Here is a 22,419-nt window from a genome sequence, read left to right on the forward strand (position 1 = left end):
GGCCGGTCCCGAATGGTTGCACTCTGAATGGCCTATTTTCTCTTCCCCGTCCTGAACACGAGAAGGTACGGGACAGCAGGCTGATTGTCCAAATCTCTGAAATTCCGGAAGGCTTCGGAATTGAGCCATATCGCGTAAGTCTTCTCGGCTTCCAGTGCAACCTTTACCACGCAGGTGCGCTTGTCGTTCAAGTACTTGGGACTTCCGATCAGCTTGGGAAATGATTCTCCTGACAACTGGACGAAAGACCAACTCTGGTTCAACATATCTTTGCTGAAAGCTATAGAAATCTCGTTTGAATCCGGGTCAACGCTCGTGTCTCCGCATTGCGGAACTGTCTTGACCACGGATGCTGGAAGTTTCTTAACACTGATCTGTTGTGCCGCCGCGGCCACAGTAAAAACAAGTGTACTAAACAGAGCAATGACGATTGCCTGCACGGTCCTGCTCATTGCCTCTTTCCTTTCTCGCGCATCGAACTGGTGGTTATGTGATTGCTTTCCGAGGAGGCCCATATTGAGCAAGTTCCAACGGCTATGGTAATGCCACATTGCCCGGTTTCGATCTCATTTCGTTGGGTACGGAACAACAAAAGCCTCATCGAGTTTTCGATGAAGCAGCGAGATAAGAGTCAAATAGTCCGCAGCATCATCTTCACCCTTCCAGAGTATTTTTGGCTCGTGCGCGAGTGGATTCCTGATGGCGCAGAAACATCCTTTGAGCAACAGAGCAAAGCCTGTGTGTTCTGACCGTTCTGTTTCCGTTTGAAGGTAATTGAAAGCAAGCAATGGTTTTTTCAGAGAGAAGGTTTCATCCAGTAACGCCGCGCCGTCAGACTGCAACCCCGTTCGGTCTCTGATCCGCTGTGAGAGGCTCTTGGCCGCCTCAAAGACTGCGTGAAAGTAGTTGTCTTGCAATAGTTCAGCACTGCAGTACTTCATCACCTCTTCATGAACCTTCCGTTCTGATAGTTTCTTCCTCAGTACCTGCGCCCGCTCTTCCGCTTCCCTGATTGTTCGGGCTGCCTTAACCTTCCGGAACTCGCCTTCCTTATTCAACTCCAGCCCATCGAACAGAAGAATTGCATTCAATTTACTCCGGCTGGTCTCGAAACGATCATTAGCATTAATGAAGCGGCCGGGAGACATGACCGCCTTAATGAAAGCTGCAATATTGTTCCCGCATTGATCCTGACTTTGTCTTTCCAAGAGAGAGTGATAAATGCGCCGCCACTTTGTGCTTTGCCCTGAGGTGTCCTCTATGCCACAAGCACGGAATATGTTGGTCAACGTGCTTCCCGTGACTTCTTCCCCCAGAACTTGGGCAAGCGCTTCCATGTGGTTCCCGTTGAACATAGGGAACGCGCTCATGAGAAGACCTCCATGGTTCGAATTCCCCGGACACCATGCCCACTTTGCGCTTCGGGTCGAGAATTAGGTAAGTTGAGCCGGGAATTCCGGACGATCCGTCGCCAACATGAGATCGTGGTGCAAATCGACTCAGCAACACGCCAGAAGCAACGCCTCAAAAGCAAAATGGCTCTTGTTTTCGCACACTTCACTGAATGAAGAACTCCTCAGGATGTGTCCTAACATACCGAATGAGAGTCTCGTCAAAGCCCTGTTGCTCCTTGAGTTCATAAAGTGAATTGTCCAGCCGGTTCAGGTCTTCTTTGGGGATTTTCTCCAGTTGTTCCTTACGCGTCTTTCTGTCCTTGGACGGAGTTCCATTAGGGAATAGGGAAGTAGCAGCTTTCAGCACAGCAGCATATTCCGTTGCCCCCAGTCTAATGAACCCGGCTAACGCTTCATCGCACAGGATACCCGTGCTGTTCCAAAAGAATTGCTCATGCCCACCATTACAGACCTCGTATTCGTACCATACGCAAGAATAAATGGCCCGCTGGCCAGGCGTGGCCGGGGCCATCGTTTCCCGTAAAACTACCTCCCCTTCATGGAACTCAATGTAATCGTCCAAGTCTGAGGCGATCTCCCATGGCCAGTCCTCATCGCTAACGGGTCTGTCGATCCGGTTATCCCCTTTGGGCTTTTTCTTCTTTGTTGCGGCGGTATCCATCGACGGAAACTCCCTACGTGGATGGATTCAGGCCCTGAAACATCGGCTCTCGGCCCGGAAGGAAGGGTCGCTCATTAAAAGGCCCTGTCCAGCCATGTAATTCAAGATCCGACCTGCCTCGCTTCAATCCCATCGCATGTCAGGCTCTTGGCAGTCTTCATCAAGCAGACCGCTAAGTCCTATCAAACGAATCCATGAGGGCCCGTTCGGTTTCTTGCGGCATGGCTATCGCCACAAAATACTTGGCAGGATACAGGTAATCTTCCCCGCTTTCATCAATGATGCGCAAATCTCCGTCACGCTCGGCCTCTTGATCCGGGATCACGCGATAAATCTTGTGGACCTCCAAGGAAGCGGGGTACTCAGAGTTGTCAACGCACACGGCAAAACGTGTTTTCATGAGTCTAGTCCAAATAACGCTTGCGTTTGAATTCCTTCTTGCCTATGCCATGAGCTTCATACCAGTGTATTTCGGCTCGCCGTGTTCGCCCATTAGCAAGGCGAATCATAGCAATTCCTTTGAGTTTTCGCCAGCGGCTCTCACCGTATTGCTTCCGTAATCGTACGATCTCTCGGATGGCACTACCGACAGCGATGATTTCGATTTCGGAAATGTCGCCAATGATCTCAAATGATTCCATGTCCGCGGACTTCCGATGAACTTCAGAATTCCGAGTATACCATACTTGATGGAGAGGCGAAGATCATGTGAGCATTGAAGCAAGGGAATGCCGCGAACAAGCCAAAGGCGTCGTTCCCGTTGGTCACCTCATCTGACACGAGCATTTTTGACCGGAATACCAGGCCGAGCCTCTTCCCAAGAGGGCCGATGAGTTCGTTGCTGTCAAACAAAAGGAGGCCTGCTGCCTCCGATTGCCGCTCTGAGTTTTGCCACGATATCGAAGGTTTCATTGCAAGAAAACAGTAGGGTACCGGTCGCTGTATTCCGGCAGTGGCTTTTATCCCCAACCGGGTTTTTGCTTGTTTTTGAACCCGTGTTACCAGTCTTCCTTCAGTAAACCCAATATTAGTTCGAGCTTAACACCCCAAGATACTCTCGTGATCAGTTTGGGCTGGTAAACCCCACTTTCACGCGAGGCGGGAATCGCTTCAGGACTTCAGAATACCGGTTATACTCTGCGCCGAGCACAACTGTGGCCGGGATGTGGCGAATACCCACAGTCACATCCTCCTGAGGATCCGTATAGAGGTTGACCATTGTTGGCCCTCCGGTCTCCGCGACGATCGCGCCGCTAAAACCGCCCTGGTAGCCTCTTGGAAAAATAGCCTTCTCCAATTCCAGCACGCCAATGAGCTTGAACTCATCAATTCGGACCGCGGAGAAGTGTTGGTTGAGGGTATAAATGCGGCTCCGTCGATTGGACAGGCCATTGTCCGCGATCAGAAACGACGTCTGGTCGATGCCGTCGACGTACCGGTCCTTTGGTAAGTACTTGGTGACCTCCGCGCCGGGAGCGCCGGCAATCGAAATGCAGGTATTGAAAAGGTCCGCCAGATCCAATAGCCCGTCGGACTTCCGCTGCGAGATTACACCTTTCCAGAAGGCGAACGTCGGCACTCGGACGCCCCCTTCCCAGCTCGATCCCTTGTGTCCGCGGAAAGGCGAGCGGCCATGGGGCGGGACTTCTCCCTCCGGTCCGTTGTCCGAGGTGAACACGATCAGGGTGTTGTCCAACTGGCCGGTCTCCTCCAGTGCCCGGACCAGTCGGCCCAGGATGTCATCGGACTCCACCATGGCGTCGCTAAAGACTGTCCTCGCCGGCGACTTTCCCGCATACTTTTCGTTCGGGTAGTTGTCGAAGTGGGCGCCCCGCGTCGCGTGATACAGGAACCAGGGTCGATCGCTCTTGACCATCTTCCGGATGAACTTTTCACTATAGTCCGCCCAGTCCTGGTCGAGGTTCCCAATGGTCGAGAGGTTGATCTCGTACACATTCTCAACGTCCTTCTTCCCTTTCACGCAGTGGACGTTGTTGTGGTTGAACGGGAGCTTCTGCATCATGGCGAAGCGAGAAGGACTCAGCGCGATCTCCGGGTTGAAGTAGATGTCGCGCCATTCGGTGTACATGTCGGAAACGCCCAGGAAGCCGTAGAAGTCGTCGTACCCAACGTTTTGAGGTAACGAGCCCTCGTTTTCGCCCATGTGCCACTTACCCACGCCCTGAGTGACGTAGCCCAGCTTCTGGAGGACTGTAGCCACCGTGACCGCGCCGTCCAACCCACCGGGCTCGCCGTACATCGGCGGGCGAAGCAGGCCATGATGCAGGGGATTCTGGCCCAAGTGGATCGTGGCTCGCGTGGGCGTGCAGCTCGGTGTCGAATAGGTCGAGGTGAGAATCAAGCCGGCCTGAGCCAACCGATCCATGTTCGGAGTCGGATTGCCTACCGCTTCGCCTCCCCCGTTAAAGCCGGGGTCCATCCACCCCACGTCATCCATAATAAAGATAAGGATGTTAGGCTTCTTGCCGAAACTCTTCTCCAGGGTGGCTAGCTTCTGCCTGGCTTCTTTTTCCTGTTCGGCATGGACAATGACAGGCTCCATGTTTTCCGCAATCGTGACCGGCAGAACATGGAGGTACTGTCCGGGGTGGTCGTATCCCTTGGCCGCGGTCTGGCCCGTCACTGAGCCCCGCGTGATGTCCTCGGCCCGGACCGGGCTCGATGCCGGAAATCCCACGATCATCGCGGCCACGAGAGCGAGACCCGCTACTCTCTCCTTCTTCCCCAGAACCCATTTCAATAGTCGTAACACTGTGCCACTCTCCTTCCACCAAACAGGATGTCCGCTAGTAAAGCCTCCTCATTCGTGAGGCAAGTTGCTTTTTTCGAGAACTCTGAGCCTTAAGGCTTGCTTCCTTTGATCCTGTAGAGGTCCCCCACTTGGTCCCACCCATACGCGGGGACAGAGTACAAGACCCGTCCTCAAATTTATGAAAGAGCCTGTTTCTTTATCTAACTGACCGTATCTCACGGCTCGGCCTCTGGTCAACTACATTTGTCCGCATACCCATTCGGCGGGCAGCGGCATCCGTCCATAGCCGACGCGATTCTCGTCATGGAGACAAAGGTCCTTGCAGAGCCCTGACATGACCATAAGCGATAATGACTCGATTCCAGCCCTTGACATGATGAAGTGCGACATCCGTGATACCAGGTCGCGTTCAAACACTGAAGGATCAGGTAGATCCCGCACGGACCTGAGTGACCTCAGGTCCGTGCTGATTTTGGATCAAACAATCTTCACCGTTTGAAAGCGAATCCGTATGAGACGGAGATGTTGGTGGGAAAATAGGAATGAGCGGAGTTCCTGCTACACTGAACGCAATTACGCCCCTCCTTCAAATTTGCCCCGGCTTTCTTCTTTGGACCGTCCTTCCAATCGCGGCCAAACCGAGCGGAATTCAGGCAACGAACCTCTCGATGGCTGTTGCCATTTCATCAGGCATCTCGAACATGGGGAAATGACTGCGTGCTTCCAATTTGGTTACGTGGAACCACGGATGTGCGGCGCTGAAGTCCTCCTGTGCCGCGAAGTATCTCGGATCTTCGGGCTGGGCATAGAGATGCAACACCGGCACTGGTGGGTCGATGGTTGCTGCCGCGGATTGCCACTCGGAGCGATGTGATGATGTGGGTCGGTGGCAACCATCTGACCGATGGGTGCGCTACTGTATTCGGGTAGCCTGGAAAACACGTGGGCACATTCTACTTTTGAGACCCTGTTTCTCGACGGCTGCGAGGCCGGAATGTGATGTGGGAGGCTGTGCAGGCCCCCGCCTCCCTCTGCCAGTGCTCGGTGCGGTAACGGACTGCCTTCAGTGGACAAGAAGTGGAATGTCCCTTTTTTCTTCTTAAGAAAAGAAGAATTCCGTTTCTCTTGATCGTCTAGTTCACTTGTAGCGCCCGCTTGGAAAGTTGGACTTTCATCTTGGATGGGTCTTGCCATTCAAGCGTCACGTCAGCCTCGGTAATACCAGGGTCCAAGGGGAGGCTGGTTTGCAGCAGCCCTCCGGCCGTCGGCGTTAGTACAAATTCGCTACTTTTGCCGGACTCTTTACCGGACACCACCGGCTGCACAAGTACTTTCACCTTTTTGGTCTTGCCAACCGCTCCGGTAATAGACAGCGTACGCTTGTCCCCATCCGGGTGAATCGTGGCTGCGAATTCGTGCACCGCAGGCTTTTGTCCTTCGCTCACAGACGCGACAATGAGGGCCAGCGAAACCATGAAAGCTGCCAAGACCGACAAAAAGAGAGTGACCTTCAATCGCCAAGCTTTAGCCACGACACAGGCATTATATGCCTCTCTAATATCTGCGGGCGCGCGCGGATCGAACTTAGCGACAACTGGTACCTGGACCCAAATTGTGCCCCAGTAAACAGCGATCAGGAAGGCGCTTGCCGCGGCAATCAGTATTGTTGGCCAGAGTGAAAGGGCCTTGCCCGACAACGCAAAGCCCACGGCAGCGCCGGCAGTATAAATGCCCCAAAGCCATATGACCAGTTTCTGGATTTTCTCGGCAGCCTGGTCCCTACTTTCCTGAGCCTTGCCTATTAGCTTCTCCGAGTATGTAAACCAGTAACGGTCATCAATTTTTGGCTCGATCCGCTCATTGCCACCGTTCATGATGGACCCCCTCCGCCTATGAACCAACATTGTAAGGATGAGTGTGACCTTTCGGGCACTTCAGATAGACGGTTTTCGAGCCTTTCAGAATGGAGGTGCGCTTTGACTCCCGCAGCCGTAACGCTATGACCTCATCAGGTTCGTAGCTTACCTTCTCGGAGCATCCGGTTTGTTTGCACTGGAATTCTTGAGCCATGACCGTAGGTCTCCTTCCAGGTTTTGAGTACGCAACGCCTATAGCAGTTGCCATAATTCTTGTCCGATTTGCAGGCACTCCGTTTCGTCATTCCTGCGGAAGCAGGAATCCAGTCCCGCGGCACGCGGGATTTCCTGGGTTCCCGCTTTCGCGGGAACGACGGGCTTTATAACCCTCTGACAGAGTAGGCCCCGTCGATGCGGTCTGAAAACCAGGCTGATCATATCGTGGCCAAACGGACATTACTTTTGGCAATCCGCATAATTGTTGCCACCCTTCCTGTCTGGACTCTCTTCCTTCGCACAACCCGCCCCATCGTTTTCTGAACGCGGGTGATGAAACCATCGCAGCCAAGAAGAAGGTCTGCTGCCGCGGGTTGCTTACTGCCTGATACGCGGAATGACCGGTTTGCTCGAAACCCCTGCCGCACTGTAAGGGGAACCCTTCACGTCAACAATAAATTGCCATTATGTCCCCGGAATTCCGAATCCCGATTTCAAACCAACAGTCTGACAATCAGCGTCCACCTCCTGCAAAGACCTCCTCCATGAGAGGAGTCTGCCTGAAATCTTCCAGGTTGAGTTTCTTAATCTCATCACTCCGAGTAAAGGCCACGCCTTCGACCTCCTGCATTAGCAGGTCTAGGTCCGTCTTCTGATTCACACTCTCGTTGACGCTGTGTCCAAGGAGCGCCATAATCTTGATAGTCGCCGGCAATACGTGCTCAGCCTTATCCTTGTAACCCGTCATAAGCTCCTTATCAAAGGTTTCTTCATCCCAATGAGCATAGGCTGTCCCCGGCCCACCGTCCTTCTCAACCAGCATATCCTTTAATTCTTCGACGGTTCTGATGGGATCCGCGTAAAACCTTGCTGAATCATGATCAAAAAGATTCATCCATTGGTCCCAGCCGAAACCCAATGTGTGCCCAATCTCATGAATAATTGTTCCGGCAATCTCAAAATCGGTGAATTGCCCCAGATATTTTGTATTGAACCTTATCCTGCCATACCAACTACCCCCGGATTCCCATGGCATATATGCCTCGGCAATCGTCCTTCCCTGGCTCGTGAATGTCTCCAATCTGATTATGGTATTCGATTTCGGCGTTATGAACCGATTCCAAAAATTGCAGGCGATTTTGGCTGTTTTTCCAAGTTTCCCATCAAGGTCCTCAACAACTTTGTAGGTGACAACTGCGGCCATCTTCTTTCTCCTTTCGGAAGAATCCAGTCAATAAGTTGAGAAGCGGTGTGCTCCCCTGTTGTACCCACGGTTCTATAGTTGGAGTGGAGTCGGTTCTGGACTCATCGCCGGACATCGGAACCTTGTTCGCGACCGGGCTGGACTAGGCACGTCCAAATGAGCCAAAAGCAGGGTTGCCCCTTTCTTCCCCCTCTTAGCGCCGGCATTAGATTCCGTGGATCAGGTCCAAGACTTCCCGGAAGAAATCCTCACCCAACGTGTCTCGGCCCGTGCCGATCAGCCATCGCTCCAGTGCATGATCTTCGTCGATCAATTGGTGGATCTCGTCGCCTCGCCGGATTGTCACGCGACCGCGGCAGACGACGATCTCGTCGAGATCACGTTTTTCGTCTCGTGAGGGCCTCACAATCATTCCGCGATAGCCTAGACCGTCTGGAATTGGCTCGACGGTCTCAGTCGCAGGTAGGTGTCGCAGCAGTCTCAGGAACTCATCGGCTTGGCCCGGGTGGAGGTCCCAGGAAGGGTTCCGCCTACCGCTGAAGATGTCGAGTTCCACCTGCATTCCCATGACCTCCGGAGAAGGGGCGAGAGGTTCACGTGTTGTGGTTTCTCACGCCGCCTCTCGTCCCGAGTAAGTTCTCCGGTACTATCCTACCTGACTCTCACGTTTTTGCACACGTAGAAGAAGCCGCAGAAATGCGTGTACGGTCCCCGATCACAGGTGCGGGGATCACCGATGACGATTCCTCTGTTGTCGGTGTTCTTGGCAGGGGTCCCGCCGGGCTTATGCCCCCAGAATCCTTCACGGTGCTTCCGATACCAATGGTAATCGCCTCCCGGCCAAACAACCAGTGCTACGAACCAGCGCGGCTTTTCGGTGTCGGGGCAGCAGTGGAACCGGACATGAGCACCATCCGAGATGGCTGCCTGGCTAACGTCCGGGCAGGCCATCGGGTATGGGTACCGGCCCGAGGCTCTTCCGGGCTGGGCAAACGTATTGGTCTTCCGATTAGTGCCGTAGTTGTAACAGTTGTTGTTCCGGCACACGTTCGGATCGTTGTTCCAGAATCCCGGATTGAAGGCGCCCAACTCAATCCCGCAACTCGTAGCATCGGCCGGCACATCCAGATCCACCCCATCAGCCGCCGAGGAGTACCCGGGATCCGGCTCGATCGCGGCCAGCGCATCCGGGAAAGCGGCGATCTCCGAGAGAATGAGCTTCTTCAAGTCAGCGTCCAAGGGCGTAGCCGCGTCGGCCTCGGGTGCCGGTGCGGTCTCGATCAGACGCGTGGCTATTTCCAGCCCTTTTGACTCGTCCGCGGACGAGCCTCCTCCAATCAGGAAGGTCCCAGGGAGATCAAACTCTTTCTCTCCCTGGTCGGCAAGGAGTTCAATGGAAATCCCTCGATACCCGAGCTTCTGAGTTCCTGAATCAGCGTCGGCCATGGCCTCACGGGACCTGGTGAGGTTTTTGAGGATTTCCTGGGCCTGGGGACCGCTGACCAGCCACGAAGGATTCGGGCGGCCGGAGAAAATTTCTACGGTTACCTGGAACATTGTTGCACCTCCTCGTTGAAGTCAGTGTGGGCTTCCCCTTATCGGGAAACCTCACACCAGGGTTGTGGTCGGTTTTCCTTAGAGATCTCTTTGTCGTACCGAGTCGGCTTCCGGAGCCCCGGCTACCCCACGACGCGGTGTTTCACAAAACGGTGTCCGGGCGCAAAGAAGCATACGAACAGCGGCCCACTCCCGGACGGTTCCTCCGGAGGAATTAGGAGTCTCAAGGATACCGTGAATTGGGTCGATGAGGGCTCTATGCGTTTGAGCATCTGGCCCTTGAGCCACAAAGTAACCACCGCACCCTTGGGACAGTCGGATAGGGTCACATAAAGGGTTTGGGCCGCAATCTTCGCTTCCACCGTGGTCATCCTGGGTTGCTTCGTCCAAATGGACAACGTTGGGTCACCCACCACATGATAGATCTCAAAGTGGTCCCGGATGTACCAATCGGAGCCGCTTTTGGATATAGGCAAATAGGACTTCCCATAATTGAGGATGTCTCCGAGCCGATGACCGGACACGGGGTAACTCGCAATTGTCTCGGGAAATGTGGCGAGGACACCGGCCCAGAGGCCATCGAAAACCCCCTTCATAAGCGCATCATTGAGCCATGTCTGCGAGACCCTCGTCGCTGCTATGAGCGATGGCGCTCCTGCTTCCATGGCGACCAACTTCTCTGCAAAGCACTTCCGCTGATTCGCCAGATCGAAATGACCCGTGAGACAATTCACGCTGAAGAATGGCGTGGGGAGCTTGCCTGAAACAGCATCCAGGTCGGCGTTCGTGAAGGAAGGATGAACCCAGCCTTCATCAGAACCATGGTCCCTGTGCGCCATGACAAGCTGCCCTTCGTCCATGGCCAAAATCAGCGCGTGTGTGGCGACGTCCATGCCCATGATCGCAGTTTTGACTTGCTCCGGCACCGGGGTGCCATCCCGGAAGAATTGAGGATGGGGATTGTCCGACACATACACTCTCTGGACCTGGAACCCGAGAGTCATCAAATGATCTCGAATAGACTCGATGGTCTTCATGTAGTTTCGGTCATCCGTACCGTTTTGGTCCCAGTCCTGGAAATAGGCTGCGAAACTCATCCGCTTGTAGTATTCGGGATCGCCGGGAGGGTCCCCTTCGTATGCGATGATCTTCTCGATCACCGCGTCGGCTTCCTTTTGCGTGTTCACCGGGATGCGGCCTATGGAAAGCCAAGGAAACACGAGGTCTTCCTGGGTTCGAGGGTCCCTGGGCGTAGAATAGTAGTAGTCGGTGACGTTGTCGGGCTCGTAACCGGGAGTTTCAAAGGCTGTGCCGGTAACCTTTTCCGACGGGATCATGTCGACGTCGCCCAGCAGGAGGACATACCGGAGACGAGACCCCGCGGCCTCCCTTCGGGCCCGTATGTGAGCCTTCAATGCCTTGACCGAAGCGCCGGCAGCGTTTACGGAAACGGTCTCCGTTTGGAGTCCAAGCATGGTCTTCCAGTCGGCCAACTTCTGGGCAGCCTGTTGCAGCGAATCATGGTAGACGATGAGAAAATCCGGCTCGGTTTTGTCGGCAAGGGCACGGTCCCTCCCGGGCACAATGTCCAGACGTGATGCAATGCCCCTCCTCGGATTGAGGAACAGATTGCCGAACGCTTCCTTGGTCCGTTCCGGGTCGGCGGAGGCCGGCTTCTCTTTCAGCTTCTTTTTCGGCGTGAGCGTTATGGTGACGGTGACGTTGCCGAAGCCTCTCAGTCGCTTCTGCGCCGCGTTGTACTGCACCGGTCGCACATGCACCAGGAGCGCTGTGTATTCGTCCATCTCGTACGGGCCGGTCACCTTCACCACATCTGCCGGGTACCATTGGTCGGCAGCATAGACATCCTTCTCGAATTCGAAGATGCGTTCTCGGTTCGGGTCGTCGGTCTCTTGCATCTGAGCGGGAGAGACCAGAACATTGTCGAAATGAGTAGCATCGCCCGTCTCGACGTCGATCCGGTAGTCACAATTGAACGGGATTTGCACATATCTCCCGAATGAAGGGAGCAACGGCTTGCCGCTCTCTGCAACGGACCCGGTCTTGGAAATGTCGATCCCGGTGAACGGAAGTTTCTCGCCGCCTAACTCACGGCTCTGATCGGTGAAGAACAAACCTGGAAACTGGTACGAAACCACAATGGTGTTTTTGGACTCTTCGACACGGACAATAGGTTCGTCACCGTGGATTTCCGCGTCGAATCCCTTGAGCAATCCAAACGGTTGCAGCGATTTGAACTGTCTCATGGTCTCCCCCCCTCGCTAATTGGAATTATTCCGTGGGCCCTCCACATTGGCGGCTTTCAGGGTCTTGGCCGGTCACCCGGATGGCCTCTCAAACTCCAAGAAGTTCGCCGCGTCGGCGTCCTTTGTGAAAAGGGACCTGCTTGCGGTTCCTTGCCGTTTTGTCACGCTCATCGAAGCCGGCGGAGCCTGCCATGAAATTGTAGTCACCTCCTTATCTCGTAATTAGGAGGAAACCATTCTTAACCGGATGACAGTCAGCGAAGCTAAAACACCTGATAGCAAGGGTCACCATCCGATGGGGCCCCCGGATGCCCCGGCAAATAAAAAAAACAGGGGAGCCGGTGGTTCCCAACTCCCCTGCGATATCCATCCGATTTTTTGGCTTCCCCGAGGTGATTCGCGCGTTCCGCGCCGGTGTTCCGGGGACACCACACTTAGATAGTTGACCGAGCAGTGGTTCACTGGTGCGACCGAGTAATAGCAGGCATGGCATCCGTTGTTGCATTCTGCTGCCCCCCCCCACGTCGCGCGTCGCCGAAACCGACGGTGACGTCAAGACCCTCGCGGATGTGCGAGTCACCGCGGCCCTTGTTCCCCCCGAACTACGTTGTTTTAGTTCTTTGGTCTATATCAGTTTACAGGTCGTTTGGATATTCTGTCGATACGGGAAAATCCCTGATTTGGCAGGGGAAAGTACGTGATTTTGTCGCAAGGGGGTGAGGTTGGCATTGAAGCCAGGCCGCGGGGACGGAACGGAAGCCGTCACACGTCATCGCCATCGGGCTCGAGCAGGCCGGCTCCTAAGGCGTACCGAGTCAACTCAACCGTGTTCAAAAGATCGAGGTTCCTCATGATCTCGTTGCGGTGACCTTCGACGGTTCTCGGACTAATACACAGCTTCTGGGCAATGGCCTTATGGGAAAGACCGCGGACCAGGAGTTGCAGCACCTGCTTTTGTCGACGGGTCAACGATTCATAGCGTGAAAGATCCGTTTGTGCGTGACTTCCGGCATGAGCTTTGAGACGATTCACAGTGTCGCCGGAGACGGGGCCGTCCAGAAAGTAACCCCCCTGTGACACAACATCAAGAGCATGTAAAAGGGTCTCGGGAAGGCAGTCTTTCAACACGTATCCGGCCGCACCCGCTGCAAAAGAGTCCGCGACGTAATTGGTTGCGGAATTGACGCTTAGGATCAACAGGGCGGTGTGGGGAACATACCTTTTCAAAGCCTTCGTCAGCTCGATTCCGCTATGGTCCGGCACCGAGATGCCTATCAACACGAGATCGGACTTGAGTTCCACTGCAAGCCGCAAAGCCGCGAGCGCCTGTCCGGCTTCGCCGAGGACCTCGAAGGTGCTATTTCGTGCGAGAATGCTCTTGACCCCCTCCCTGAAAAGAGGATGCTCATCGACGATCAGGATTCCCTTCTTTCCAGCCACTCTTACCCCCCTGCGGTGGCTCGCCGCCCGGCCGTGATATCGGCAGGTTGCGCTCGGCTTGATTTGTTCGCAGCTAACCCCCATCCCGTATGGCGCAACTGCGCAGCTATAGAGAGACCCCTATTCACTTCAGGCCCCCCCGGCCTGTCTACTCTGGAGCTGTTGGAGACTCACGGACACGTTGGACAAGAAGGGCTGTCCATTGTCTCTAGGGAGACGAAACAGGGTTCAATTTTATGAGCGGGGCCGGTCTCGGTACCGCCCAACACGGGAGTTTTCGTTTAATTTAACTAAGTAATGTTGTTTCCTGTCTTAACGGATGCTGATACAGTTCCCTATACTGAACATAGCTTGTGGACGCACGGGCTGTCAAGAAAAAAGCCGCTCGAAATCCTAGTTCACTCCCGTCCGACCTCACAATTTACCGGTGCAGGCTCGTACGTTCGCGCCGAGAAGGCATTGTTACCGGCGAGACGCCGGCGCTACCGGAATAAGACCAATCTCCGTGTTCGGGCCGGAAAACCGCGTAGGCGCTGGGAAAAAATCTTGCGTGGAGGTTTATGTCAAATTTGACATAAGCCGCAGCAACATGCTACTCTAAACCTAACCCTGGAGGACGACACGGTTTGCTCCTGATTCACCGAGGTATTCTCCAAGGGAAGTCCCTCAAACTCTATAGATCGACACGGAGTTTTGTAACGACCATGGATTATCGGTTTGTCACAACCACCTGTCCGTATTGCGGTTGCGGTTGCCAGATGCTTCTCGAAGTCTTGAACGGCCGCTTGATCGGAACCATGCCCCTAAAAACCGCTCCCATGAACCAGGGTAAGCTCTGCATCAAAGGATGGAATGCCCACGAATTCGTCCACAGTCCTGAACGGCTGACCACTCCGTTGATTCGAAGGAATGGGAGACTGGAAGAGGCTTCCTGGGAAGAGGCTCTTGACTTCACGGTCTCTCGCCTGAAGGAGATCAGAGCCCAACATGGTGGCGACAGCGTGGGCTTCTTTGCCTCGGCCCGCTGTACCAATGAAGACAACTACCTGTTGCAGAAACTTTGCAGGGCCGGATTCGGGACCAACAACATCGATCACTGCGCCCGTCTCTGACACGCTCCCACAGTGGCAGGTCTTGCCGCTGCATTCGGAAGTGGGGCCATGACGAACTCGATCCCTGAGATCGCGGACACGAACTGCCTGTTGGTGGTGGGCTCCAACACTACCGAGGCCCATCCGTTGATATCCCACTGGATGTTTCGAGCTAAGCTCAAAGGCGCGAAACTGATTGTCGTGGACCCGCGCCGGATTCAGTTGTCCTTGCATGCGGACATGCACGTTCGGATCAACTTCGGCACGGACGTGGCCTTCATTAACGGGATGATGCACGCCATCCTGGCCAACAACTGGCATGACCGTGCGTTCGTTGACGAGAGGACGGAAGGCTTTGCCGAACTTTCAGAGCACTTGAACCAATTCTCGCCGGAGGAGGCCTCTAAGATCTGCGGAGTCCCTCCCGAAGACATCGTGCGCGTGGCCGAAATGTATGCCACCGCCGAGCGCTCCTCTATTTGCTACACCCTCGGCATAACGGAACACTCGCATGGGGTGGATAACGTCAAATCCCTGGCTAACCTGTCCATGTTAACCGGCCAGATCGGGAGACCCTCCACAGGCGTGAATCCCATGCGAGGCCAAAACAACGTCCAGGGTGCATGCGACATGGGTGGACTGCCCAATGTGTACCCCGGGTACCAGGTCGTGACAGACGATTCGGTTAGGGGGAAGTTTGAACAGGCATGGCAGGCGAAGCTCTCCAATAAAGTCGGTTACACGATTCCCGACATGATGGACAAGCTCATGGATGGGTCGCTGAAGTGCCTTTATATCCTGGGAGAGAATTCGGTCTTGAGCGATCCTAATACCCACCATGTGGTTCATGCGCTCAAATCCGCGGAATTCCTCATAGTGCAGGACATCTTCCTCACCGAGACGGCTCAATTGGCCCACGTCGTGTTTCCCGGAGCCTGCTGGGCCGAGAAAGACGGCACGTTCACCAACACCGAGAGAAAAGTTCAGCGGGTCCGGAAGGCAGTGGAAAAACCTTCAGGGACCATTCCCGATTGGAAAATCATCGCCGAGTTGGGAACGCGGCTGGGCCTGTCCATGAACTATGAATGCCCCTCGGAAATCTTTGAAGAAATGGCCGGCCTCTCTCCCATGTTCGCAGGACTCAGCCATCAGCGCCTCGAAGCAGGCGGTATCCAGTGGCCGTGCCCATCTCCTGACCATCCAGGGACCCTGTTTCTGCACAAGGGAAAGTTTACTCGGGGTCGAGGACTGTTTCACGTGATCGATTACCGCCCCCCGGAGGAACTCCCCGACGCTGAATACCCGTATCTCCTGACAACCGGACGCAGGTACGCCCATTACCACACCCGAACCATGACAGGCAGGTGCGCAACACTCCACAAAGAGTTTCCCGAGCCTCATGCTCAGATCCACCGTCTCGATGCAGAGCGGCTTGGCTTGAACGACGGGGACCTGGCCAAGGTGGTTTCACGCAGAGGCGAGGTAGTTACACCGGTACGACCCGGCGACATCGTCCCGCAAGGCGCCATTTTCATGGATTTCCACTTTGCCAAAGCCAATCCTAACGAACTGCTGGGAACTTCGTTGGACCCCGTTTCCAAGACCCCTGACTACAAGGTGTGCGCTGTGAGGATCGAAAGGGTTGAAGGAAACAGCCACGCCACTGAGGCCGAGTGATCTTTATCGGCCGAGTGGCAGGGTTCTCTGCCGAATCCAACGAACGCTCCCGGCCACGGTCTACACCTTGCCCAGGTTTGCGCTGGACCTAACAGACTTTTCACTGTTTGAACGCGACCTGGTATCACAGGTTTTCTTCCTGAAATCCATATGACCCGCCCTGTGGGTCCTCTCTCTCCTGCCAGTCACGCACTACCCAAGAAGTGCGGTGCCGGTGGAGTATCTCATTTGTGAAATGATTTGCAGCCAGGCATTTCATAATTGAAATATCACATTGCAGCACTTTGCTGTCCCAGTTGTATGCCCGATGAAAGCCCACCTCCTGCATCCGTTCCCGCAGAGGCTCTCCAGTCTCATGGGGGAAGAAAATACCTGTTGGCATACTCGTTGCACCCCCACTCCAAAAACCGAAATGGAATTGAGACCCTACTGTTGCAATGATTCAAAGTGAGGCGGAAAAAGAAATGAAAGGGCCTTTGCGAAGCTTTCTTTTTGTCCCGGCAACGAATCCCCGCAGGGTGGAAAAAGCCTTTTCGAGCAATGCTGATGCAGTGATCCTGGATCTTGAAGACGCTGTGGCCGTGTCCGAGAAAATGAAGGCCAGAAGTCTTGTTGTGGACGTGTTAAGCCGCATGCGCCGCGATGGCACCTATGTGCGCGTGAATGGTGTGAACACCCCATGGATCGTGGGGGACCTGATGGCCGTGGTGGGTGGGCGGCCTGCGGGAATAATGCTTCCCAAAGCCGAGTGCCCCGAAGAGGTGAAACGGGTGGATTGGCTGATCGGCCAACTTGAAAGTGAGTATGGGCTACCGCCCCGCAACATCGAGCTTCTTGCTCTGGTCGAAACCGCCCGCGGGGTCGCGAAGGCCTGCGAAGTAGCGTCCGCTAGCTCAAGAACAAGGCGGCTTGCATTTGGCGCCGTGGATTTCACTCTCGATATGGGCCTTCGGCCTTCGGGAAAAGGCACCGAACTCTTTTTCGCCAGGTCCCAGCTTGCGATAGCCAGTCGTGCGGCCGGCATCGAGGGCCCTATAGACACCGTGTACGTGAATCTGAAAGACGATGCCGGGCTGATGGAGGATTGTAGGGTTGCCCGCGAACTTGGTTTTTTGGGCAAACTCGCGATCCATCCGGCTCAGATCGCGACGATAAACGAGGTCTTTTCCCCGGCCCAAAGCGAGGTAGATTACGCTCTGAAGGTGGTGCACGCCTTTGATGAGGCGGAGTCCCAAGGAATTGCAGCCGTTCAATTGGACGGCAAGTTCATTGATTATCCTGTGGCTGAATGGGCGAGGCGAACCCTCGACGTGGCGAATTGTTTGGGATTATTGGCAGAACCTGCGCAATGCAAACCACAGACGGGTAAATGATGAAGTCTTGTGCGGCGTTTGAGCGGAGGGCCTTCCTTTGGAAAAGGGCCTGTTTGAAAAAACCCGCACGATTGCTGTGCCCCATTCGGCAAATAATAAATCGACATTGACCGGCGGAAACGCCGGGTCATGAGGAGCATAGGTTTGTTGATGCATGAGGTTTTAATTGTTGGAGGAGGCCTTGCCGGACTGATGGCCGCTTATACGGTTTCAGGCAAAGCGGACACCGCCGTTGTAAGCAAAATCTATCCCACGCGTTCGCACAGCGGGGCGGCGCAGGGCGGCTTCAATTCCGCCATCAACGAAGAAGACAGCATCGATGATCACGTGTTTGATACGGTAAAAGGGAGCGACTACCTGGGGGACCAGGATGCCATCGAAGTGCTCTGCTCGGACGGGCCGGAAGTGATTTTTGAGCTTGATCGAATGGGCGTCCCCTGGACGCGAACCGACAGCGGCAAAGTGGCTCAGCGTTCCCTGGGTGGAGCAGGCTTTCCCCGTACCTGTTTTGCCGCCGACTTCTCCGGACATGTTGTACTGCACACCCTCTACGAGCAAATCCTTAAGCTCGGGGTCAAGATATACCCGGAGTGGCACGTTTTGGAGTTGCTTGCGGAAGAGGGCCGAGTCGTGGGGGCGGTAGTCTACGATATGCAGCATGCCAGGCTTGAGGTGCTCCGAGCCAAGCAGGTGATTATAGCCACAGGAGGCTATGGCCGTGCTTTCCGGAAGACGACCAACGCCCATGCCAATACTGGTGACGGTATGGCAATGGCTTACAGAGCTGGGGCCATTCTGTCGGACATGGAGTTCGTCCAGTTTCACCCGACCACGCTTTACGGAACAAATATCCTGATCTCCGAGGCTGCGCGGGGAGAAGGCGGCTATCTTCGCAACACCAGCGGCGATAGGTTCATGAACCATTACGCTCCCGAGAAACTCGAGCTTGCTCCGCGGGACGTGGTCTCGCGGGCTATTTTCAAAGAGATCAAGGAAGGCCGCGGTTTTGAAAACCACTATGTGCACCTTGACCTGACTCATCTGGGTGAAGCGCACGTTGCGGAGCGGCTGCCTCAGGTCAGAGACCTGGCCATCCGTTACGCGGGTGTGGACCCTGTGAGCGCGCCGATGCCAATCGAACCGGCTCAACACTATAGCATGGGTGGAATACGCACGGACGTTTGGTGCCGGACGACGGTCCCGGGCCTCATGGCCGCGGGCGAAGCGGCGAATGTCAGCGTGCACGGCGCAAACAGGCTTGGCGGCAATTCGCTCTTGGAGACCGTGGTGTTCGGCAGGCGGGCCGGACGCAAGGCGCTGGAAATGGTGCGGGAAGAGCCTTGGCATGTCCTTTCCAACCGCGTGCTCGATGATGCACTGGGCCGCTGGAACGGTCTGATAGCGGGCAAGGGACGGAAGGCGTCGCAGGACGACAACGCCTTCGCCATCCGGCAGGAAATGACAAGTGTCATGACCAATCAGGTAGGGGTTTTCCGGGTCGGAAGCGAACTTGAAGATGCGGTAAGAAGCCTCGGGAAGCTCAAGGAACGATACGGCAGTCTCTGGCCCACGGGCCAAGCCCGGCCCTTCGACTATGGTCTAATGGACTACCTCGAGGTGGGTTATCTTCTGGATTTGGCCGAAATCATCGCCCGAGGCGCACTCGCGCGTACCGAGAGCCGAGGCGCACACTTCAGGCTGGACTACCCGAAGCGTGACGACAAGAGTTGGCTGCACCACACCTTTGTGCATCTGACCGCTACGGGGCCGGAGTTCAGCGAAGGCCCCGTATCCATCACCCGTTACCAACCGCAGGAAAGAGGGTACTGACATGGAAGTCACCCTTGAGATAAGTCGATTCGATCCCAACAAGGATGCCACTCCCCATTCTCAAACCTTCAAAGTGAATGTGGAAGAAACCAATACGGTGCTGGACGCTTTGCTTCTGGCCTGGCAGCAGGACCCGAGCCTCTCCTTTCGACGATCGTGCCGTAGCTCCATTTGCGGCTCATGCGCTTGCCGGATCAACGGAACACCCCGTCTGGCCTGCCAGACGCTGATCCGGAAGGCCACGGAGGATGGCAGCCGAATCGTGCTGGAACCGCTCCCTCATTTCACACAACTCAAGGACCTCGTCGTGAATCTGGAGCCTTTTTTCGAATCCCTCAAGGCCACGGTTCCCTGGCTCATCGTGCAGGAAGGCTATGAGGGCCATATGGACCCGGAGGTTGTCCGAAAGCTGGAGGGGCCTGCCACCTGCATCCTTTGCGGGATTTGTGAAGCCCCCATGGACGTGACGGGAAAGAACGATGCAGCCGCGTGGGTAAAGACAATGCGTCTGGCCCTGGACTCCCGCGACGCTTTGGGAAAACACCGCATGCAGTTGCTCCGGGTACCCCGGGAGGTCCTGAAGCTATTCATTATGGGTTTACCGGACCGATGTCCCAAAGGGATAAAGATCTGGGAAGAGGTCATTGCTTGAAGCTCGGTATCCGGAAGCTCCGATCTCAAGCTGATACATCTCACGTCTGCCGCCTAATCCGCAGAACGGGTTGCGGGAATGAGGCGCCACAGGAAGGCCCCAAGTTTTGAAGAGGTGTGTGAGTTCACCGTGGGCGAGGCTGTCTGGCAACTATGCGCCGGAACTGAACTTCTTCAAAGATATCCGGTAGCGTAAATCAAACAATTGGAGTCAATTTTTATGGATTTCAGCATTAACGAAGAAACGCAAATGCTGGTGGACACAGTGAAGAAGTTCGTGGACCGCAAAGTCGATCCCTTGGCCCAGCGTATTGAGGAAGAAGACCGGGTGCCCGACGAAATCCTTGACCAGTGCAAGGCGCTGGGTTTGTTCGGTTTGAGCATACCTTCGGAATATGGCGGGGTGGGAATCGACATGGTGGGTAAGTGTCTCGTTTTCGAGCAGCTCGGTCGCACATGCAACGGTTTCACGACCTTGATCGGTGCTCACAATGGGATCGGCTCGGTAGGCATTGTCGAAATGGGGACTGAGGAACAGAAGAAAAAGTACCTCCCGCGAATTGCCTCGGGGGAAACGATCGGGGCATTCGCGCTTACGGAGCCCAACGCGGGATCGGATGCCGCCGCCATAAGGACCCGTGCCGAAAGGAAAGGGGATCATTACGTTCTGAACGGGACCAAACATTTCATCACCAACGGTCCCATTGCAGGAGTCTACACGGTGATGGCCGTGACGGACAAATCTCGGGGAGCGAAGGGAATCACCTCGTTCATCGTCGACCGGGAGGCTCCTGGACTAAGCGTAGGGAAAATAGAGAAAAAGATGGGGTTACACGGGTCCTCCACCTCGGAGATCATTTTTGAGGATTGCGTGGTACCGGTAGAAAACGTTCTCGGCGAGGAAGGGCAGGGGTATGTCAACGCACTCAAGATCCTTGCCAATGGCCGGGCGGGTTTGGCGGCTCGCAACCTCGGATCGATGCAAAAGCTTCTGGAACTGTCTGTCCGATACTCGCAGGAACGCATTCAGTTTGACCAACCCATCGCCAACTTTCAAGCGGTCGGGCACTTGCTGGCCGACATGGCGGTCGATGTGGAAAGCACTCGGAGCTTTACTTACAGGGTTGCCTGGATGGTGGATCAAGGAATGAAGGTGATCAAGGAAGCCGCTATGGTGAAATACTTCGCCTCTGAGGCCTATTGCCGCGTGGCAGATAAGGCGGTGCAGGTCTTTGGGGGAATGGGATACATGGCGGAACTGCCGATCGAGAGGTACTACAGGGACGCCAGAATCACCAGGATCTATGAGGGGACGTCGGAAATTCAAAAGAACATCATCGCGGCTCAACTGCTACGGGATTACCCGCTTTGAATCGCAGGCTGGTCGTTCAGGTAAATAACTGAAGATACTAACCGTTTGCCGTTAAATGGAGTGAGTGATGAACATCCGGAATGTCGCTGTAATCGGGGCCGGAATCATGGGGCAGGGGATTGCGCATGTTTGTGCGTTGGGCGGGTTTGACGTGAGTCTAAACGACACGAACATGGACCTCCTGAGGAAAGGGAAAGGGGTAATCGAGCAGAACCTGGCCAAAGGCGTGAAGCTGGGAAAGGTCGCCGAAGAGGCTAAGGAGTCGGCCCTTGCTCGCATCACACTGGATGACAACATGGAGGCGTGTGCGCAAAAGGCCGATTTAATCATAGAAGCGGTGCCGGAGGACCTGGATCTCAAGCACAAGGTTTTCCGTACCCTGGACGAAGCCAGCCCTCCCCACACCATACTGGCAACAAACACGTCCGCGAAAAGCATCACCGAGATCGCCGCCATAACTAAGCGGCCTGAAAAGGTAATCGGGCTCCATTTCTTTAACCCGGTTCATCTGATGAAGCTGGTGGAGATTGTCAAGGGTTTGGAGACAAACGAGGAAACGTTCACGGCCTCGGAAGCCGCGTGCAAAAGGATGGGCAAAGAAACCGTATTGGTCAATGAGTACCCTGGCTTCGTGACATCGCGGATCAACGCCATGATAGGTAATGAAGCTTTCTACATGCTCGAAGCGGGAGTAGCCAGCCCGGAAGATATCGACAAAGCCCTCAAGCTTGGGCTGAATCACCCTATGGGGCCTTTTGAGCTGATCGACGTGGTTGGCCTGGATACCCGTTTGAAGGTCTTGGAATATCTGCATCAGAGTTTGGGTGAAAAATATCGCCCCGCTCCTCTCTTGGTTAAATATGTGAAGGCCGGTCGGTTGGGCCGCAAAGTGGGCAAAGGGGTCTATGATTACAAGGACAAGTGAATGTGATGGAAAGAGAATGGGACATCAGAACTTGATCGTGGCGATGCGTCGTACACATGACAGCATAAACGAATGCGCACGCTGGATGACCTTTAGGGTTCAACCGCGTTT

Annotated in this window: 20 protein-coding genes; 6 read left to right on the plus strand and 14 right to left on the minus strand. The window is 54.9% G+C overall.

Annotated elements, in window-relative coordinates; translation table 11 throughout:
• Positions 1–32: 32 nt before the first annotated feature.
• From HY913_17210 to HY913_17275, 14 genes are all read right to left on the minus strand, one after another.
• The gene (locus tag HY913_17210) at positions 33–452 is read right to left on the minus strand and encodes a hypothetical protein (GenBank protein MBI4965017.1); all 420 of its coding nucleotides are present in this window, start codon (positions 450–452) and stop codon (positions 33–35) included.
• A gap of 114 nt (positions 453–566) precedes the next feature.
• Positions 567–1,370: a TIGR02391 family protein gene (locus tag HY913_17215; protein ID MBI4965018.1), complete on the minus strand. Its 804-nt coding sequence runs from the start codon at positions 1,368–1,370 to the stop codon at positions 567–569.
• A gap of 187 nt (positions 1,371–1,557) precedes the next feature.
• On the minus strand, positions 1,558–2,076 hold the full coding sequence (locus HY913_17220; protein MBI4965019.1) for a DMP19 family protein: 519 nt from the start codon (positions 2,074–2,076) through the stop codon (positions 1,558–1,560).
• Positions 2,077–2,248: 172 nt separating this feature from the next.
• Positions 2,249–2,476 (minus strand): hypothetical protein, encoded by a 228-nt coding sequence (locus tag HY913_17225; protein MBI4965020.1) that lies wholly within the window; start codon positions 2,474–2,476, stop codon positions 2,249–2,251.
• 4 nt (positions 2,477–2,480) lie between these two features.
• Positions 2,481–2,717: a hypothetical protein gene (locus HY913_17230; GenBank protein MBI4965021.1), complete on the minus strand. Its 237-nt coding sequence runs from the start codon at positions 2,715–2,717 to the stop codon at positions 2,481–2,483.
• A 422-nt stretch (positions 2,718–3,139) separates the two neighbouring features.
• Positions 3,140–4,780, minus strand: coding sequence for a sulfatase-like hydrolase/transferase (locus HY913_17235; GenBank protein MBI4965022.1), 1,641 nt, complete (start codon positions 4,778–4,780; stop codon positions 3,140–3,142).
• 718 nt (positions 4,781–5,498) lie between these two features.
• Complete coding sequence (locus HY913_17240) at positions 5,499–5,675, minus strand: hypothetical protein (GenBank protein ID MBI4965023.1); 177 nt, start codon at positions 5,673–5,675, stop codon at positions 5,499–5,501.
• Positions 5,676–5,982: 307 nt separating this feature from the next.
• Positions 5,983–6,723, minus strand: coding sequence for a hypothetical protein (locus HY913_17245; protein MBI4965024.1), 741 nt, complete (start codon positions 6,721–6,723; stop codon positions 5,983–5,985).
• 16 nt (positions 6,724–6,739) lie between these two features.
• Positions 6,740–6,919, minus strand: coding sequence for a hypothetical protein (locus tag HY913_17250; protein MBI4965025.1), 180 nt, complete (start codon positions 6,917–6,919; stop codon positions 6,740–6,742).
• A gap of 516 nt (positions 6,920–7,435) precedes the next feature.
• Positions 7,436–8,125, minus strand: coding sequence for a hypothetical protein (locus HY913_17255; GenBank protein MBI4965026.1), 690 nt, complete (start codon positions 8,123–8,125; stop codon positions 7,436–7,438).
• Positions 8,126–8,330: 205 nt separating this feature from the next.
• On the minus strand, positions 8,331–8,687 hold the full coding sequence (locus HY913_17260) for a hypothetical protein (GenBank protein ID MBI4965027.1): 357 nt from the start codon (positions 8,685–8,687) through the stop codon (positions 8,331–8,333).
• 89 nt (positions 8,688–8,776) lie between these two features.
• On the minus strand, positions 8,777–9,682 hold the full coding sequence (locus HY913_17265) for a hypothetical protein (protein MBI4965028.1): 906 nt from the start codon (positions 9,680–9,682) through the stop codon (positions 8,777–8,779).
• 122 nt (positions 9,683–9,804) lie between these two features.
• A complete protein-coding gene (locus HY913_17270; GenBank protein ID MBI4965029.1) occupies positions 9,805–11,949 on the minus strand; it encodes a hypothetical protein in 2,145 nt (714 codons plus the stop codon).
• 762 nt (positions 11,950–12,711) lie between these two features.
• A complete protein-coding gene (locus HY913_17275) occupies positions 12,712–13,389 on the minus strand; it encodes a response regulator transcription factor (GenBank protein ID MBI4965030.1) in 678 nt (225 codons plus the stop codon).
• 704 nt (positions 13,390–14,093) lie between these two features.
• Between HY913_17275 and fdhF the strand changes: the two genes are divergently transcribed.
• The 6 genes from fdhF (at position 14,094) to HY913_17305 (ending at position 22,308) form a co-directional block, all read left to right on the plus strand.
• Complete coding sequence (fdhF, locus tag HY913_17280) at positions 14,094–16,157, plus strand: formate dehydrogenase subunit alpha (protein MBI4965031.1); 2,064 nt, start codon at positions 14,094–14,096, stop codon at positions 16,155–16,157.
• A gap of 464 nt (positions 16,158–16,621) precedes the next feature.
• Complete coding sequence (locus HY913_17285) at positions 16,622–17,530, plus strand: CoA ester lyase (protein MBI4965032.1); 909 nt, start codon at positions 16,622–16,624, stop codon at positions 17,528–17,530.
• A gap of 144 nt (positions 17,531–17,674) precedes the next feature.
• Positions 17,675–19,360: an FAD-dependent oxidoreductase gene (locus tag HY913_17290; GenBank protein ID MBI4965033.1), complete on the plus strand. Its 1,686-nt coding sequence runs from the start codon at positions 17,675–17,677 to the stop codon at positions 19,358–19,360.
• A gap of 1 nt (position 19,361) precedes the next feature.
• The gene (locus HY913_17295; protein ID MBI4965034.1) at positions 19,362–20,012 is read left to right on the plus strand and encodes a succinate dehydrogenase/fumarate reductase iron-sulfur subunit; all 651 of its coding nucleotides are present in this window, start codon (positions 19,362–19,364) and stop codon (positions 20,010–20,012) included.
• 219 nt (positions 20,013–20,231) lie between these two features.
• Positions 20,232–21,383: an acyl-CoA dehydrogenase family protein gene (locus HY913_17300; GenBank protein MBI4965035.1), complete on the plus strand. Its 1,152-nt coding sequence runs from the start codon at positions 20,232–20,234 to the stop codon at positions 21,381–21,383.
• 67 nt (positions 21,384–21,450) lie between these two features.
• The gene (locus HY913_17305; GenBank protein ID MBI4965036.1) at positions 21,451–22,308 is read left to right on the plus strand and encodes a 3-hydroxyacyl-CoA dehydrogenase; all 858 of its coding nucleotides are present in this window, start codon (positions 21,451–21,453) and stop codon (positions 22,306–22,308) included.
• Positions 22,309–22,419 lie beyond the last annotated feature (111 nt).

This window comes from Desulfomonile tiedjei (genome assembly GCA_016212925.1).
Classification (GTDB): domain Bacteria; phylum Desulfobacterota; class Desulfomonilia; order Desulfomonilales; family Desulfomonilaceae; genus JACRDF01.

Excerpts from the sequence above, each read along its gene's own strand:
- HY913_17210 (MBI4965017.1), bottom strand. The coding sequence starts at position 452 with ATGAGCAGGACCGTGCAGGCAATCGTCATTGCTCTGTTTAGTACACTT.
- HY913_17215 (MBI4965018.1), bottom strand. The coding sequence starts at position 1,370 with ATGAGCGCGTTCCCTATGTTCAACGGGAACCACATGGAAGCGCTTGCC.
- HY913_17220 (MBI4965019.1), bottom strand. The coding sequence starts at position 2,076 with ATGGATACCGCCGCAACAAAGAAGAAAAAGCCCAAAGGGGATAACCGG.
- HY913_17225 (MBI4965020.1), bottom strand. The coding sequence starts at position 2,476 with ATGAAAACACGTTTTGCCGTGTGCGTTGACAACTCTGAGTACCCCGCT.
- HY913_17230 (MBI4965021.1), bottom strand. The coding sequence starts at position 2,717 with ATGGAATCATTTGAGATCATTGGCGACATTTCCGAAATCGAAATCATC.
- HY913_17235 (MBI4965022.1), bottom strand. The coding sequence starts at position 4,780 with ATGATCGTGGGATTTCCGGCATCGAGCCCGGTCCGGGCCGAGGACATC.
- HY913_17245 (MBI4965024.1), bottom strand. The coding sequence starts at position 6,723 with ATGAACGGTGGCAATGAGCGGATCGAGCCAAAAATTGATGACCGTTAC.
- HY913_17250 (MBI4965025.1), bottom strand. The coding sequence starts at position 6,919 with ATGGCTCAAGAATTCCAGTGCAAACAAACCGGATGCTCCGAGAAGGTA.
- HY913_17255 (MBI4965026.1), bottom strand. The coding sequence starts at position 8,125 with ATGGCCGCAGTTGTCACCTACAAAGTTGTTGAGGACCTTGATGGGAAA.
- HY913_17260 (MBI4965027.1), bottom strand. The coding sequence starts at position 8,687 with ATGCAGGTGGAACTCGACATCTTCAGCGGTAGGCGGAACCCTTCCTGG.
- HY913_17265 (MBI4965028.1), bottom strand. The coding sequence starts at position 9,682 with ATGTTCCAGGTAACCGTAGAAATTTTCTCCGGCCGCCCGAATCCTTCG.
- HY913_17270 (MBI4965029.1), bottom strand. The coding sequence starts at position 11,949 with ATGAGACAGTTCAAATCGCTGCAACCGTTTGGATTGCTCAAGGGATTC.
- HY913_17285 (MBI4965032.1), top strand. The coding sequence starts at position 16,622 with ATGAAAGGGCCTTTGCGAAGCTTTCTTTTTGTCCCGGCAACGAATCCC.
- HY913_17295 (MBI4965034.1), top strand. The coding sequence starts at position 19,362 with ATGGAAGTCACCCTTGAGATAAGTCGATTCGATCCCAACAAGGATGCC.
- HY913_17300 (MBI4965035.1), top strand. The coding sequence starts at position 20,232 with ATGGATTTCAGCATTAACGAAGAAACGCAAATGCTGGTGGACACAGTG.
- HY913_17305 (MBI4965036.1), top strand. The coding sequence starts at position 21,451 with ATGAACATCCGGAATGTCGCTGTAATCGGGGCCGGAATCATGGGGCAG.